12 protein-coding genes are annotated in these 16,018 nt (G+C 58.4%); 6 read left to right on the top strand and 6 right to left on the bottom strand.

The genetic code is table 11. The annotated features are described in order from the left end of the window. Positions 1-10 precede the first annotated feature (10 nt). On the bottom strand, positions 11-1,426 hold the full coding sequence (locus J3U88_RS04115) for an outer membrane protein assembly factor BamB family protein (RefSeq protein ID WP_207856992.1): 1,416 nt from the start codon (positions 1,424-1,426) through the stop codon (positions 11-13). A 91-nt stretch (positions 1,427-1,517) separates the two neighbouring features. Next, a complete protein-coding gene (locus J3U88_RS04110; protein WP_207856990.1) occupies positions 1,518-3,770 on the bottom strand; it encodes an outer membrane protein assembly factor BamB family protein in 2,253 nt (750 codons plus the stop codon). Positions 3,771-4,594: 824 nt separating this feature from the next. On the opposite strand from J3U88_RS04110, the gene J3U88_RS04105 reads away from it, so the two are divergent. From J3U88_RS04105 to J3U88_RS04080, 6 genes are all read left to right on the top strand, one after another. After that, entirely contained in the window at positions 4,595-5,671 is a 1,077-nt protein-coding gene (locus J3U88_RS04105) for a hypothetical protein (RefSeq protein WP_207856989.1), read from the top strand. Then, on the top strand, positions 5,671-7,071 hold the full coding sequence (locus tag J3U88_RS04100; protein WP_207856987.1) for an aldehyde dehydrogenase family protein: 1,401 nt from the start codon (positions 5,671-5,673) through the stop codon (positions 7,069-7,071). The genes J3U88_RS04105 and J3U88_RS04100 overlap by 1 nt, the downstream gene beginning before the upstream one ends. Before the next feature lie 83 nt (positions 7,072-7,154). Then, a complete protein-coding gene (locus tag J3U88_RS04095) occupies positions 7,155-8,342 on the top strand; it encodes an iron-containing alcohol dehydrogenase (RefSeq protein ID WP_207856985.1) in 1,188 nt (395 codons plus the stop codon). Between the two features lie 10 nt (positions 8,343-8,352). Then, positions 8,353-9,465, top strand: coding sequence for an outer membrane protein assembly factor BamB family protein (locus tag J3U88_RS04090; RefSeq protein ID WP_207856983.1), 1,113 nt, complete (start codon positions 8,353-8,355; stop codon positions 9,463-9,465). A gap of 19 nt (positions 9,466-9,484) precedes the next feature. Then, positions 9,485-10,804, top strand: coding sequence for a coproporphyrinogen-III oxidase family protein (locus tag J3U88_RS04085; RefSeq protein ID WP_207856981.1), 1,320 nt, complete (start codon positions 9,485-9,487; stop codon positions 10,802-10,804). Between the two features lie 375 nt (positions 10,805-11,179). After that, entirely contained in the window at positions 11,180-12,430 is a 1,251-nt protein-coding gene (locus tag J3U88_RS04080) for a GGDEF domain-containing response regulator (protein ID WP_207856979.1), read from the top strand. A 540-nt stretch (positions 12,431-12,970) separates the two neighbouring features. Here the strand turns inward: J3U88_RS04080 and J3U88_RS04075 are convergent. The 4 genes from J3U88_RS04075 to J3U88_RS04060 form a co-directional block, all read right to left on the bottom strand. Continuing rightward, positions 12,971-13,222 (bottom strand): hypothetical protein, encoded by a 252-nt coding sequence (locus J3U88_RS04075; protein ID WP_207856978.1) that lies wholly within the window; start codon positions 13,220-13,222, stop codon positions 12,971-12,973. Between the two features lie 35 nt (positions 13,223-13,257). Next, the gene (locus J3U88_RS04070; RefSeq protein ID WP_207856977.1) at positions 13,258-14,115 is read right to left on the bottom strand and encodes a tetratricopeptide repeat protein; all 858 of its coding nucleotides are present in this window, start codon (positions 14,113-14,115) and stop codon (positions 13,258-13,260) included. A 150-nt stretch (positions 14,116-14,265) separates the two neighbouring features. After that, a complete protein-coding gene (locus J3U88_RS04065) occupies positions 14,266-15,057 on the bottom strand; it encodes a tetratricopeptide repeat protein (RefSeq protein WP_207856976.1) in 792 nt (263 codons plus the stop codon). Positions 15,058-15,060: 3 nt separating this feature from the next. After that, complete coding sequence (locus J3U88_RS04060) at positions 15,061-15,915, bottom strand: tetratricopeptide repeat protein (protein ID WP_207856975.1); 855 nt, start codon at positions 15,913-15,915, stop codon at positions 15,061-15,063. Positions 15,916-16,018 lie beyond the last annotated feature (103 nt).

Raw genomic sequence — 16,018 nt, 5'->3', positions numbered from 1 at the left:
ACAATGGGGATTACTTCATTTTAAAAGCGAACAGCTTGTTGCGGCTGGCGATGTACAACACGCCGTTGGCGGGAGAAGGCGTGGTGTAGACCGCGCTACCCAGGTTGAACTCACCCAGGACCTTTTCTTCCTTGCCGTGCTTCAAGATGGCGATGTCGCCGTCCTCGTCGCCGATGTACACTTTGCCGTCAACGAGCATGGTGGAGCCCCAAACCGCGGCGAACAGGTCGTGTTTCCACACGGGTTTGCCGGTTTTTTCGTCCAACACGTGCAGGATGCCGTCCAGCTCAGATACGTAAACCAGGTCGTCTTTAATGCTGACGGTCGACATGGTGCGGCCGAAATCTTTGTTGCCGTAGTGCCACTTGGCGCCGGTTTTGGTGATGTCCCCTTTACCTGAGGCGTCGATTTTGTAGAAGTGGCCGATGCCGGAACCGTGTTCAGGATCCTGACCGACCCCAATGTACACGTGGCCTTTGTAGAACACGGGCGTGGAAATCAGGTTGTTGCGCGTGCCGGTACCGCCCAGCTCCCATTTGGAGTCCTTAGGGTTGCAGTCGAATTTCCAGATTAACTTGCCGGTTTTGGGCTCCAGCGCATAAACCCAGCCGTCACCGCCGGGGAACACCACTTGGCCTTTGCCGCCGATCTCGCCGTAGGCGGGCGAAGACCATTGACCGTGAAGTACTTGCTCGATTTCGCCGAATTCCCAGACCAATTCGCCGGTTTCCGCGTTGACCGCGATGAAGGCGGGCGAAAGCGGGGAGGGCAGGTTGAGGTGGCCCTCGTCAACGCCGTTGCCAGTGAGCAGGAAGACCAAACCGTCCTTGACCAGCGGCGAGGAAGTGGCCAGGTTGTGGGGGAACACGCCCAGTTCTTCCATCATGTCGTAGGCCCAGATGATGTCGCCGTGTTTTTCGCCTTTGTAGGTTTCGTTTTGCACGCCCTGGTTGCCGTTGGCCAGGCCTTCCACATCGGCACAAATCAGCTCACAACGGTTGTTGACGTAGTACAAACGGTTGCCGACGACTTGCGGGGTACTGCAAACGCCCTGCAAGGGCCAGTCGTTGACACGGCCGGCTTTGAGCTTGTCGTGAACCATTTGCCACAGGAAGGTCCCGTCTTTTTCGGAGAAGGCCATGATGTTACCTTTGTCTCCTTTGATGTCGGGATGGCGTTCAGCCTGGTTGTTGGTGCCGACAAACACGCGCCCGTCGGCGATGACGGGGTTGCCGTAACTTTGAGAACCAAGCTGGGCAACCCACAACAGTTGGGGGTTGTCCTTGGGATCCAGCTTGGTGGGCATGTTCTTTTCTTTGTCGTTCACCATGTTGCGATCCATGCTGCCGCCCCACAGGGTCCAATCCGCGGCTTGGACGGTGGTTAACAAGGCAAACACCAGGATCGACACAATTACCTTTTTCATGGGTATTCCTCACTTATCATCGCAGAACATCAAATCAAACGGGGGCGTCCGCCTCATCCTAGCAGACATCCGCCCCGGCGTTGGTTTTGCGTTACTTGTTCATTTCGACCACAACGTTGTCGTAGTAGACCGGGGTGCCGGGTGACTTGGCGGTGATGGCCACGGAGTAGCCGTAGAGACCGGGGCTGCCGCCCTCGTTGGGAACGGGATCGGTCATTTCGATGGTCCAATCCTTGGGTTCCTCGGTACCGCGTTCCCAGACCTTGCCGCGAACCAGGCCTTTGCCGTCGACGATGTCGTAGGACATTTTCATGGTGTACCACTTCTCGGCTTCCCAGGCGAAAGGCACGTCCACCTGCAGGCGCGGCATGGGATCCCAGGTCACCAAACGCACAACGCGTTTGCGCACGGTCCCCATCAGCACCATGAAATAACGCGAGTTGATCAGCCCCATGTCGGGCACAAACCGTTTGCGTTTGGCCTCGCCTTTGACGTCGGCCTGAATGGTGTAGCCGGCGGGCAGCGGCGGCATGATGTAGTTGCGCATGCGGGCAAAGGGCGGCGCGGGCCGGTCGGCCAGCTTCTTCAGGACTTTGCCACCGTCTTGTTCAATCACCATGCTTTTGGTTTTGGACGTAATCCAGCCGGCGGGCGGAACCTCGGCTTTTAGGTCTTCAAAATCCTCGTGGTAAGGCAGCTTGGGGAATACGCGTAACCGCGCCTGATGGGTTAAGTCGCCGTATTTGGCGGTGATGGTTCCGCCGCGGGTGTTGGTGGTTTCACCGGCGACAAAGGTTTTGCCGTCTAACTTGCCGGGCAAGCCTTTGGCACTCAGCTCGGCTTCAACCATACCCATGGGCACGCCCTTGGCGTCGAAAGCGGCCACGCGAAAAGCCTGCTTCTCACCGGGCGCGAGCCAGGTTTCCGCGGGCATGATGCGAATGCTCGCCGCCTTGCCGGACGCTTTGCGTTTGCGGGGCGGGATCGCCTCGGCGACAGCCTTGGCTTCGCCGATTTTGGCTTTGTTGCCGATGCAGTAGATGTCCTGGATGGTGGGCAGGATCACCCGGTTTTGCACGACGGCGGGAGACGCGAAGATTTCAATCGGCGAGCCGTCTTGCTGACGGAACACTTCCTCGTGCAGATGCTTGGCGCCGTTTTTGTCGGCTTGAATGATGTGGTAGGCGCCGTTCATTTCACCGATGTAAATTTTGCCGTCGGCGTAGACACCCGAGCCGCGCGCGGCGGTGCCGTAGTTGAGGTGCCACAGTTGTTTGCCGGTTTTGGGATCCAGCGCGTAGAGGTTGGCGCTGTTGTCGGCGACAACCAGGAAGTCGTCGGTGAGAATCGGCGAGGCGTAGCCGTCGGCCAGGCCCATGATGTCCCACTTGGGTTTTTGGTCCGAGGCGTCGCCGCTCATGCGCGCGTCAAGCGCCAGCAAACGACCCATTTGCGGGGTGCCGATGTTTTCCTCGGAGTGGGCGATGTAAACGATGCCGTCGGCGTAAACCGGCGAGACGTTAATGCCGCGGTTGGCGAAGCGGTAATTCCAAACCATTTCGCCGGTGTAGGCGTCGAGGGCTTGGGCCGAACCGTCGGCCATGCCGGTGAAAAAGACCTTGCGTCCGTCGAGGTTGGTCACAAAAGGCACGGAATAGGTGGTGTCGAGCGGTTGCGCGCTGGTGGTGGACCACCACAGGGTTTCGCCCGTTTTCTTGTCGAGCGCCAAAAAGCGGTGGTTGGGGCGCGCGTGGGGTCCCCAACTGCTGTTCATAACGCCGATAATCACGAGATCGTCGACGATAAACGGCGAGTGGACCCGGCCGCCGTAGCCGGAAATACGGCCGAACTGTTCGGTCAGCGAATGCTGCCAAACTACTTTGCCGTCTTTGTTAAAGCAATAGAACAGGCCTTGAACGCCCTGGGCGTAAATGTAACCGGAGGTGGGGTCGCCGGCGAGCACGGCATTGCCGACGCGGTGGGCGACGATATCGGTCAAAAAGACGTTGAAGCGGTACTCCCACACCACTTCACCGGTATTGAGGTCGAGCGCCATCACCCGTTCCTGCGCCGTCTCACCCTCACCGGCCAGGTTAATGATGTACACGTGGCCGTTCATCACCAGCGGCGCCATACGCGAGCCGTAGGGCGCGTGCCACAGCAGGTTCTCCCCTTTTTGGGACCATTTTTCGGGCAGGTTTTCGGCCTCGGCCGTCCCCTTTTGCGTGGGGCCTCGCCAGTGAACCCACTGGTCGGTACCGGCCGTCAGCGGCAGGCAGAAACAGGCCAATGCCAGGAAAAGACCGGCCCGTGCCGGTAAACGCGGCATCATCGTTTGCTTCATAATGCATCTCCTGAATGGGATAAAAGCAGTTTTTTCAAAAGTGTGGCGTTCACAACCCGACGCGGTTGGAATCTTGGGCAACAAGGTGACGGTTTTGGCCGTGTCGGGGTCCGGTCCCGGCCCCCAATCGGGCGGCGCGGGTGCCACGGGTCATCATTCGGTTCCGGGTGGTGTGTTCGGCCGCGTGTTGGTTCCGGTCACAGGGGTCCGGTGGACGCGAAACAAACGGGCCGCGCAATGGCGGCAAACGACAAGCCAACACACGGGCCTCGCCAACAGCGGGTTTCGTGGACAACACCTTGGTTGATGCACGGCTAGGGCCGGTGAAACGAACGCAGCTTGTTAACGAGATGCTTCATCATACCGCGACCGACGCTGGGAGAAACAAGGAATCACGGGAAAGCCGTGGAATCCTTCGTGTTTTCCATGGACCAGGGCCGGAAGCCATAAGGTGCATGAGTTCATTAACCGAGCGAAAAAAGCGACAAAAGGCTCTTTCCGACAATATCTTCAAACCCAGGCACACGCATAACCGTAAGATACGCATGGCGGTGCGAGAAGTTCCAGCTTCCTCGTCGTTAGCCCGCCTTCCCCGCGGCGATCCGCGGGTCGCAGGTGTAACCGGTGCCGATCTTTGCCATAATGAACGGGACCCCACATGCTTCACGCCGCAGGCCACACGCGCCGGTCCGAGCCGAAACAGCCGGTTCCTACCGGGCGCCAGGCCCCAAAGCCATGCGACGAACGCGCCTTCTTGCTGCCGAAATGACCCGTTCGACCGGCGCGTTGAACCCCGAACCCCACGCCATATCGAGGTTTTTTCCATGACATCTCTTGAAACGCGAATCGAACAAGCCAAAAAGCAATTGGACGATCAAGTCCGCGAAGTCGTGAACTGGCACTTTGACCCCGAAAAGGGCACCCCGTTCTGGTTGAAGTACGCCGCGTCGCTGGATTTCGACCCGCGCGACCGCATTCGCGGTTACGACGACCTCAAACTGCTCGGAACCTTCGAGGACGCATGGCTGCGCAAAACGCCGGTACGCGAATGGATCCCCCAAGGATTTGCCGGCCGGCCGGTCAGCGTCTTCGAAACCGGCGGCTCCACCGGGGTTCCCAAGTCACGCATTAATATTGAAGACTACCGCACCGATTACGAGCTGTTTAGCAGCACGCTCAGCGACGAAGCCTTTCCCAAGGGTGCCGATTGGTTGATGGTCGGTCCGAGCGGCCCGCGCCGCCTGCGTTTGGCCATCGAACACCTGGCCCAACACCGCGGCGGCATTTGTTTTATGGTCGATTTGGATCCCCGTTGGGTCAACAAACTGATCAAAGCGGGCAAACACACCGAATTTACGGCGTACCGCGACCACGTGGTGGAACAAGCGTTGGTCCGCCTCAAAACCCACAAAACCATCGAATGCCTGTTCACCACGCCCAAGCTGTTAGAAGCGATTTGCGAAAAAATTGATCTGGCCGACGTGGGCATCAAAGGCATCTTCTGCGGCGGCACCGAAATGAACGCCCAGTTCCACCGCTTCGCCAAGGAAGAACTGGTACCCACCATCGAATTCGTCCCCACCTACGGCAACACCTTGATGGGTCTGGCCTGCCACAAGCCCTACCAAAACGACGGTGATTACACCATTACCTACTACCCGCCCCTGCCGCGCGCGGTATTTGAACTGGTCGATCCCGACCAGCCGGACCGCCGGGTCGCCTACGGCGAAACCGGCCGCGTGCGCCTGACCACGTTGACCAAGGAATTTTTCGTGCCGCGTTTCCTCGAGCGCGATGAAGGCGAACGCGCCGAACCCACCGAATGGTATCCCTGGGACGGCGTGTCCAACCTACGCCTGTTCACACGGTTCTCAGAATCCGTGGTTGTGGGGGTTTACTAATGCTGCACGTTCCCGTCCTGCGCGCCGGCAAAGCCTACCGCAGCCTGAACACCCAAACCCTGCACGACATTCGCAGCGGGGAACCCCTCGCCCTGGTCAGCCAAGCCAACAGCGGCTTGATCGCACGCGATTTGAACCAAACCGCCGCCTACCAGCAAACGCTGGCCGCGATTCCCGCCCAAAAGCTCTACGACATGTCCAACCAAGCGGCCGATCTCTTTTTGGAAGCCACGCTGCCGGTCGATCCCATTGACGGGGTCATGCAGTCACGCGAGGAATTCATTCGGTGCCAGTCGGGAACCACCGGCCTGCCCGCCAACATGTGCGCGGCCAACATGGAAAAAGTGGCCACCGCGCTGCGCATGACCAAAACCATCATCGACGGCCTCAGCCAAGGCGCGAATCAAGATACGCTCAACCGCGCGTACCGCCGCGAGGCCGACGCGCTCGGCGCCATTTTGCCCAGCAACTCGCCGGGCGTACACGCGCTGTGGGTGCCGACCCCGGCCATGCGCATCCCCGTCATGCTGCGGCCCGGCAGCCAGGAGCCTTGGACGCCGATGCGCATTATCCAGGCCATGATCGCCGCCGGTTACCCGCCCGCGGCCTTTGGGTTTTATCCCAGCGACCATGCGGGCGCCAACGAAATCCTGATCCGCTGTGATCGCGCTTTGTTTTTCGGGGACGCGCGCACGGTCGACGCCTGGCGCGGCACGGGCCGCATCCAAATTCACGGCCCCGGCTGGAGCAAAATGATCCTCGGCCCCGACGCCCTGGAAAACGGCGAGCAGCACGTGGATGTGCTGACCCAAGCGATTGCCGCCAACGGCGGGCGCAGTTGCGTCAACACCTCCGCGGTGTGGGCGCCGCCCGGCAGCCGCGCCATTGCCGAGGCCTTGGCGAAAAAATTGGCGGGCATCAAAGCCACCGCACTCGACGATCCCAACGCCCAACTGGCCGGCTTCACCAACCGCCGCCTCGCCCATCTTTTGGACGAACGCATTGAGGCGCAACTGGCCCAAGGCGGCGCGGAAGATTTGACCGCCAAATACCGCGGCGGCCCGCGTTTGGTGGAAATCGACAACACCTTGTTCCTCCAGCCCACCTTGATTTGGTGCGACCACGACCATCCGCTGGCGAGCGCGGAATATTTGTTCCCCTTCGCCGCGTTTGTTGAAGTGGAACCGGACCAAATGGCCGAAAAACTGGGACCGACCCTCACCCTCTCTTTAATCAGCGAGCAGGAATCCCTCATCAACGCCATGCTGGACTCACCCCACATTGACCGCATCAATATCGGCGCGCTGCCGACCAATACGGTTCGCTGGGATCATCCCCACGAGGGCAACCTTTTCGAACTGCTCTACAAAAGGCGCGCGGTCCAATTCGCCGCGAGCTAACCCAACCCCTCCCCCAACACCGACGGTTTTCAGTGTTGGGTTCCATCAGGTTCCCGCCCACCATCTTGTGCGAAAAGGTTGCTATGTCCCACCATCCTCACGAACACCAGCCGTATAACCCCGAAGCCGGTTTTGATTTCGACCCCACCACCCACCTCATTTGCGGTCGCGGCAAGCTCAATCTTTTGCCCGAAACGGCCCGCTCACTCCAAGCCGGACACATCCTGCTGGTGACGGATCCCGGCCTGATTCAGGCGGGCCACGCGGAACACAGCTACCAACTGCTGCGCGACGCCGGTTTTGACGTCACCCAGTTTGACAGGGTCTGCGAAAACCCCACCACCACCACGGTGGAGCTGGGCACCCAATTCGCCAAGGACCAGGGCGATATCGATTTGATCGTCGCCCTCGGCGGGGGCAGCGCCATGGACTGCGCCAAGGGCATTAATTTCTTGCTCACCAACGGCGGACGCATGGAAGATTACTGGGGTTACGGTCGCGCCAAGCAACCCATGCTCCCCTCCATCGGCATTCCCACTACCGCCGGCACCGGCAGCGAGGGCCAGTCATTCGCGCTGATTTCCCAAGAACAGACCCACCGCAAAATGGCCTGCGGGGATCGCAAGGCGCGCTTCTCCGCGGTGATCCTCGATCCCGAACTGCTGACCAGCCTGCCGATTAACGTCATCGCCACCACCGGCATTGACGCCATGACCCACGCGCTGGAAAGTTTCGTCTGCACCCGCCGCAATCCCCTCTCTTCGATGTTCGCCCGCGAGGCCTGGCGCCTGCTTGCAACCCATTTCGAAACCGTCCTTAACGACCAAAACAATATGGACGCCTGGGGTTCGATGCAACTGGGCGCACACTACGCGGGCATGGCCATTGAACACGCCATGCTCGGCGGCGCCCACGCCTCCGGCAACCCGCTCACGGCCTTTTTCGACGTGGCCCACGGCAGCGCGGTGGGGCTGATGATGCCCCATGTGATTCGCACCAACCAAAGCGAGGTCGGCGATTTGTACGCCGATCTGGCGCGCGCCGGCAACCTCACCCCCCGCCCGGATCAAAGCCCGGCCGAGGCGCTTGCCGCCCAATTCGAACAGTTTATGGACCTCGCCGGTTTGCCCAACAAGTTGTCGATGTTCGGCGTGGAAGAACAACACCTGGGTGAATTGGCCGAAAACGCGATGACCCAGTGGACCGGCAACTTCAATCCAATCCCCTTCGACAAAACTGATTTCATTCAGCTTTACCGCAACGCGTTGTAGCGAGGTATCGATGCACCATCAAACCGGCCGTCTTTTAGGCGCGGCCCTCCTGCTGTTTGTTTCTTCACCCGTCTTGGCCGACGACTGGACCATGTACCGCGGCAATCCCAGTTTGACGGGCGCGGCGACGGCTTCCCTGGCCCGCAACCTCAAGGTCAAATGGGTGTTCGAAGCCGAGGACGACGTGGAGTCCAGTGCCGCCATCGTCGGCGACACGGTGTACGTGGGCAGCCTCGACGGCACGCTCTACGGCCTGAAGCTCGACGACGGCTCGATTCGCATGCAATTCAAAGCCAAGGACGCGATTAAATCCTCGCCGCTGGTCCACAAGGGCCGCCTCTATTTCGGCGACGAAAGCGGCACGTTTTACGCGCTCAACGCCGCGGACGGCAAAGAACTGTGGCGTTTTGAAGCGGAGGCGGGCATCGCCGCCTCCGCCAATTTCGACGGCAACCACCTCTACATTGGCGCCTACGACTACAACCTCTATTGCCTGGACCTCGAAACCGGCAAAAAGCTCTGGGCCCGCGAAACCGACGGCTATATTCACGCCACCCCGGTTCTGGTGGGCACCGAGGTGATCATCGCGGGCTGCGACGGGCTGATTCGCGCCTACCACAAAAAAACGGGCGATCCGGCCTGGCAATACGAAATTGGCGGCTACATCGCGGGCAGCCCGGTCAGCGACGGCCGGACCCTCTACCTGGGAACCTTCGGCAACGAGGTGGTCGCCCTGGATCTCACAACCCACAAACCCCGTTGGACCTACCGTCACCCCGAGCGGGCGTTCCCCTTTTACGGTTCTCCCGCGCTGAAAGGCGACATGCTGGTGATCGGCGGTCGCGACAAAATGATTCACGGCATTCAAATCAAGGACGGCAAAGGGTTGTGGACCCACAAAAGCCGCGCCAAATTTGACGCATCGGTCGTCATCAGCGGCGATTTGGCGGTGGTCGGCGATATGTCGGGCCGCCTTGAAATGGTCGACATCAAAACAGGCGAAAAGGTGTGGCGCTACGAAGGCGACGGCGCGATGATCGCCTCACCCGCGGTCGGTCGCGGCCACCTGGTACAGGGTCTCAAAAACGGCCTGATCCTGTGTTTTAGCAAAGCAAAGCCCTAGTTAGCGAGAAGGAGTGGACATGGCAGCCGAGGAAACAACCAAAACCCAGCAAACCGAGGTCGGTAGCGTTTTTATTTCAAATTACCCACCGTTTTCGGGTTGGCACGAACGCGCCGTGGACCCGCTGCGCGACGTTTTTGCAACGCCCCCCGCGCACGAACACCCACTGGGCCTGTACGTCCATATCCCTTTCTGTCGCAAGCGCTGCAAGTTCTGCTACTTCAAGGTTTACACCGACAAGAACAGCAAGCAGATCCAGCGCTACGTGGACGCCTTAATCACCGAAATGGGCCGAATCAGTCAGGTCCCCGCGGTGCAAGGCCGCAAACCGAAATTTTTGTACATCGGCGGCGGTACCCCGTCCTATATCAGCGCCAAACACCTGCGCCGCTTGTTCGAGGGACTGCGGGAAAACTGGTCGTTTGAAGCCATGGAAGAAGTCACCTTTGAATGCGAACCCGGCACGCTGACGGAAGCCAAGCTGGACGCCATTCGCGAGGTCGGGGTGACCCGGCTCAGTCTCGGCGTGGAAAATTTCGACGACGCGATTTTAAGCGAAAACGGACGTGCCCACCTGTCGGGTGAAATCTACCGCGTCTTGCCCTGGATCAAAGCGCGCGGTTTTGACCAACTCAACATCGATCTCATCGCGGGCATGGTCGGCGAAACAGAAGATAACTGGCAACAAAACATTGAAAAAGCAATCGAAGTAGACCCTGATAGTATTACGATTTACCAAATGGAACTTCCTTATAATACGGTTTACTCCAAAGGCTTGTTACAAGGCGCCGAGGGAGAGGTATTTGCCGATTGGCAAACCAAACGGGCCTGGCACAGCGAGGCGATTGATCGGTTACAGGACGCGGGCTACGCAATTTCCAGCGCCTACACCATGGTGAAGAAAAACAGCCCTTCGCGCTTCGTTTACCGCGACGCCTTGTGGCACGGTGCCGATCTCCTGCCCCTCGGCTGCTCCAGCTTCGGCCATCTCGGCGGGATTCACTACCAAAACCATCCCTCAATCGAACGCTACATCGAAGCGGTGGAAGCGGCCGAGCTACCGGTCCGCAGGGCCTACCAAACCAGTGAACGCGACCGCCTGATCCGTGAAACCATCCTGCAACTCAAGCTGGGCGAGCTGGATCCCAAGGGGCTCAACGAGAAGTTTGGTGTGAACCTGCTGGAAACCTTCGACGAGGCTCTGACCCATTGGCAGGCGGCGGACATGCTCAAGGTGACAGACGGACGTATCACCCTAACCCGACGTGGGTTACTCCAGGTAGACAGCTTGCTGCCCGAGTTTTACGATGCGCAATGGCGCACGGCGCGCTACACCTAACTGTTGAGGACAACGCGGCCAGACCCGCGTTGGCGAAACCACCCATCGCTTGCCGCCGGTGTGCGCCGGCCTCGGCAAGCGGTTGTTGGGTGTTCCAATCCCCATCACCCTCTTAAAAACCGCCTCATTAAAATAAAATACACACGTCCAATATTAGAAACTTCAGCAAACCCCCTCCCCCCAGCTACAAAAATAACCAAATCAAAAAAAACCATCCACACACGCAACATCAGTCAAAATCGCACGACGCTTCCATAAAAAAACACTGTTATAGCCACATTTTTCTTGGCAATTCGAAAACGATACGTTGTAATGTCAAGGATCAATTTAATTTTGTTTCATTCTTCACTTGATCTCGCACCAGGAACTTTTGACATGCACCGTGTCCTCATTTTCGAGAATGACGGGTCCGTCGCCCAATTGCTGTCTTACCGGATCCGTTGTCGGCTCTCATTTCCCATTAGCTCCGCACACACACTCGAGGAAGCCGCATCGCTCTTGCAGACCTTCCGCAAGGACTTCTTTGTCTTTTTGGTGGAGTGGCCCGAATCGCGCGCGGCCCAGGCCATTCTCGAAAACTTGATTGACGAACATCAGTTGCCCACCATCGCCTTTACCACCTGCGACACTCAGGAAGAACCCACCACCAAAAGTCCCTGGATCCTCGACACGGTTCACAAAACCTGCATCCACGAGGTCGACCACATCGTTCGACTCATCAACCGGCTCGATAAAAACAAGGGCGTGAAGGTCTTGATCGTGGACGACGCGGCTTATTCGCGGCTGCACCTGCGCAACCTCCTGGAAAAACACCGTCTGACCGTTTTTGAGGCCGCCGACGCCTATGCCGCCCTTGAAATCCTGGGCAAAGAGCCGGATATCCGGCTGGCCGTGATTGACTATTACATGCCCTCGATGGATGGTTTGGCGCTCACCGCCCGCCTGCGTGAAACCTACTCGCGCGATGAACTGGCGGTTTTGTGCATTTCCGCCGCGGACGGCAAAACCATCCCGGATCGCCTATTACGCGCCGGCGCCAACGATTTCCTCGCCAAACCCGTAAGCAACAGCGAATTTCTTTGCCGGGTCATCAACAACCTGGACCGGCTCGACACCATCCTCGAAATTCGCGAGGCCGCCTACCGCGATTACCTCACCGGCCTCTACAATCGGCGTTACTTTATGGAAGCCGGCCACAAACTTTTTGCCAATGCGCAACGGGGCAACCTCAATCTGTGCATCGCCATGATTGATGTCGACTACTTCAAATCCATTAACGATACGTTCGGCCATGACGCCGGCGACCAGGTATTGCGCCAGGTTTCCGCCCTGTTGCAACGCAACCTGCGCAAGGCCGATTTGGTGTCCCGTTACGGTGGGGAAGAGTTTTGCGTGGCGGCCCTCAACCTCAACTACCGCGAGGCCCTGCGCGTTTTCGAAAAAGTGCGCGCCACCATTGAGGAAAACGTCTTTTACATCAACCATAAACCCATTCATGTACGGGTCAGTATCGGCGTTTCCACCTACCTCGCCAACACCTTGGACGAAATGATCCGCGAGGCCGACCGCGGCCTGTACCAGGCCAAAAACAAAGGCCGTAACCAAGTGGTGGTTAACCTCAAATAATTTCTCAGGATCCCAGGACAAAATGAGGATGGGCGTCGGGCCTGTTTACCCTTGCCCGCCCAACAAATGTTGGGCTGGTTGAATCACGCCCGCGGATAAACCCGTCACTTCGATCACCCAAGTCCCCCTGAACCGCAACACGACAAACTATTTAAATCAAAACAATGAAAAACCTAGCCATTATTGCTCACCGAAGTTACGGCTTCATCCGCGGACGGGTACCTGCAAACAAGCGCACCAAAGCCCCAGCCGCATCCTCTATCCATCCTGCCCATCCTAAGACCTAAGAAGCGCGATAACTCGCGGTGGTTTTGACTAAACCTCTGGGCTACAACGGCCTGTGAAAATACGCACCGCACCCAGCGGGTGCGCGTCGTGCGCGACCCCGGCCCGCTTTCCCCAAGCCATTTCGCTCCAGATCTTTAGCCAACCCCTCTCGCTCTTATCGCGCCTCTTAGGTAAGAACGCGTTTTGTTTTCTGCGAAAACCGAACCAGCGGGCATTAAAAAAGGCAACGTGTGGAACGTTGCCTTTCTTGGTTTAGCGATGCGGTGGTCCGCCGGGACCGCCGGGGAAGGGATCGGGATCCGGCAGCGGGTCAGGTCCGGGATCGGACAGGGTCAAGCTGCCGTTAACCATGGCGAAATCACGCGTCTTTAATACATCACGGGCCTCTTGGCTACCCGCCGCAAAACCGGCCGCACGCAGGCTTTGCTCGGGGTTTTGGGCAAAATCGGCTTGCTGCCGGGGGTCGGCGGCGAGCTGGGTCATGAAATCCAAAACGGTGCTCACTTCTCTCTCCTTGTGAATCTTAATCAAAGTGAATTTTAAATCAGGCCGGCTTCCTCGGCGGCTTTGAAACTGGGATCGTCCTCGGGCAGGGTACCTTTCGCAAAACGCAAACCGGCCGCGAAAAAGGCATTGAACGGATCGGCGTTGTCGGCTTCTTCCAGTGCGTAGACCTGACCCTCCACCGGCTTAACCACCTGATCGTGCAAACCCTGGTTGAAGATGTCGGGATAGGTTTTGGCGGCGTGGGCCAACAACAGGTAGGCCGGACGCCACAGCATTGGATCGCGTTTGCCCATGATTTTCAGCGAAATCGAGTTGTAAACCTGTGCCCAAGCGTAATCGGTATTGAGTTCCCGAGCCCGTGTAAAACTTTCCGAAGCTTGTTTGTTAAATTCATAACGTTCGTCAGGCGTAGCGCCCATGTAACGCAAAACACCACCACGGTGGGCCCACGCCCAGGCATAGCAGTTATCGAGTTTGAGTGCTTTGTCAAAAGCGGCCAACGCATCGACAAAGGTTTTTGTCGCCTCGGCCACTTTCCCGGTAGCTAATAATTGAACACCGATGAGACGCAGGCAATCGCCCATATGCGCCAAGCCCCATGGGTAGTTGGGGTTGTGCGCAATCGCCTTGTGGTAACTGTCCATAGCCTGGGGAAAACGCTTGTCCATGCAAAGGGTGTCGCCCTTGTGGGCGTGAACCCACGAAAGGAAGCGATCATTTTTAGGACATTCTTTTTCACCCATTTCCAATGCGGTATCAAACGCTTTTAACGCGAGATCGGTCACCTCACGCTGTTCACTCACCTCAAGTAATTCGTCTCGTTCCAACATGCCGCGGTAGATGTCGCCCTGTTTGGCCCAACCGAACGCGTCACGTTTAATCTCTGCCATGAGATTCCTCCAAGTTACTCAGCCCAGCTTGTTCATCAAAGATTCTGTCGCGAATCTTAATGACACCCGCGGGCTCGGCTATGAATTGTCACGGAAAACGTTAAGCTTCAATTATAACGCATCCGTAGAAAATTACAGCAGAATCCAAACTTATCCTACAGTTAGATCGCCAAACCTATCTGTTACAAGGAGTTGAAACTCCTGGTCGTCGTAAAAACCATACCAGGCAGGATCGTGACGTGCAAATTCAACAGCTTCTTTCTCAAGCGGTAAGGCTCTCCGTAACAACGCCTTAGCTTGATCACCCGCGCCGTACAAGGCCGTCAAACCGGCCAAGCGATACAGGGCGATTCCCTGCTCGGGGCCCGGCTCGAGCGCGAGCGGCTGGAGCAGCTTTTCAGCCCGTTGCCGCCACAAGGCCGCATCGCGCCCGCCGTCGAAACAGGCCGCGATCACGGCGCGTACATAGGTCGCAAAATGGTCGTTTTTTTGGCACCGCAGGGCCTCGTCACACATCACCCGCGCCTCCTGATAGCGCCGGTTAAAACACAGGAGCAAGGCCCGTTCGGAACGCCAAAAACCAATAATGGTGTCGTCCATGGCGATGGCACGGTCGAAATCAACCAAGGCGCGTTGGTAATCACGAAACAGTTCGTACATGCGCGCGCGGAAGGCAATCGCCCATACGTAATCGGGATCGTGTACGAGCGCTTGCTCAAAGTCGGCCAAGGCGGCGCGGTAGTGTTCCTTGCCGCGTTGTCGGTGGGCCGCGCCGCGATGGGCCAGCGCCCAGGCGAACCGCGGTGCCCATTCAAGCGCACGGGAGAATAAGGCCACCGCCCCACTCGGGTCGCCGGCCAAACGCATCTGTTCGCCCTGTTGCGCCAGGCGTTTGGCTTCCATCGCCGCTTTGCGCGGGGTGACCGCGTTGGTTTCCCCCATGGCTTACACCTCGGCGGGTGCGATCAGCGCGCGGTAACCGGCATCGTCGTGAAGGGCATGCCACGCGGGATCGTGCCGTGCCGTTTCGATGGGTTCATGGTGTAAGTTGATGGCCGAGCGCAAGCATGCCAGCGCCTCATCGCGGCGGCCTTCAAGCGCGGCACAGCCGCCCAAGCGGTAATCGATTAAACCGGGATCACCGCTTCCGGCACGGCGCAAACGCTGCAATAAAGCTCGGGTCGCGGCAATCGGCGCGGCGGCGACGCCCTTCAGTTGGGCCAGCGCAACCGTGCGCGTGTAAGCCGCGATGAAGTCGTTTTTGTCCTTGGCCAAGCCTTGATCACACAGCGGCACCGATTCCTCGAATCGGCCCAGATAGTTCAGCAGCATGCCCCGTTCCCCCTCTTGGTTGGGTAACAAGGAGGGGTCCAACGCCAAAAAAGCGTCGACATCGGCAAGGGCTTCATCGTACCGTTTGAGCGCGATGGTGACGTGGGGTCGGTAGGCCAAGGCCCAAACGTAATCGGCCCGTGCGGCGATGACGGCGTTTAAATCGTCCAACGCCGCGTCGTAGCGGCGTAGGTAATAAAAAGCCGCGCCACGATGGGCACGCGCCCAAAGGTAGTCGGGCAAACTTGCCAAAACGCGGGTAAAACCGGCAACAGCCTCCTCAAAACGAAACAACGCCCGCAAGACCTCGGCGCGGTGGGCCTCGGCCCAAAGGTAATCGGGCTGTTTGCGCAGCGCTTCATCAAATAATTGGAGCGCGGCTTCCAAGTCGCCTTGTTTGCGCAAGCGCTCGGCGTTGGCGGCCGTCTCCCGGGCGGAGGCTTGGCGCGGTTCCTCGCGATTCGGCATGGTTTCCTCTTTATTATTAGGTGCTTCGTTCCGGGTGACGCGCGGCGCGGTCCGCGGGCACAGCATGGTTCGCTACCGTCTCATAATAATTGCCTGAGAATCG

Origin of the sequence: Acanthopleuribacter pedis, assembly GCF_017377855.1 — a bacterium.
In the GTDB taxonomy this organism is placed as follows: Bacteria; Acidobacteriota; Holophagae; order Acanthopleuribacterales; family Acanthopleuribacteraceae; genus Acanthopleuribacter; species Acanthopleuribacter pedis.
This window is presented reverse-complemented; position numbering and strand designations above follow the sequence as displayed.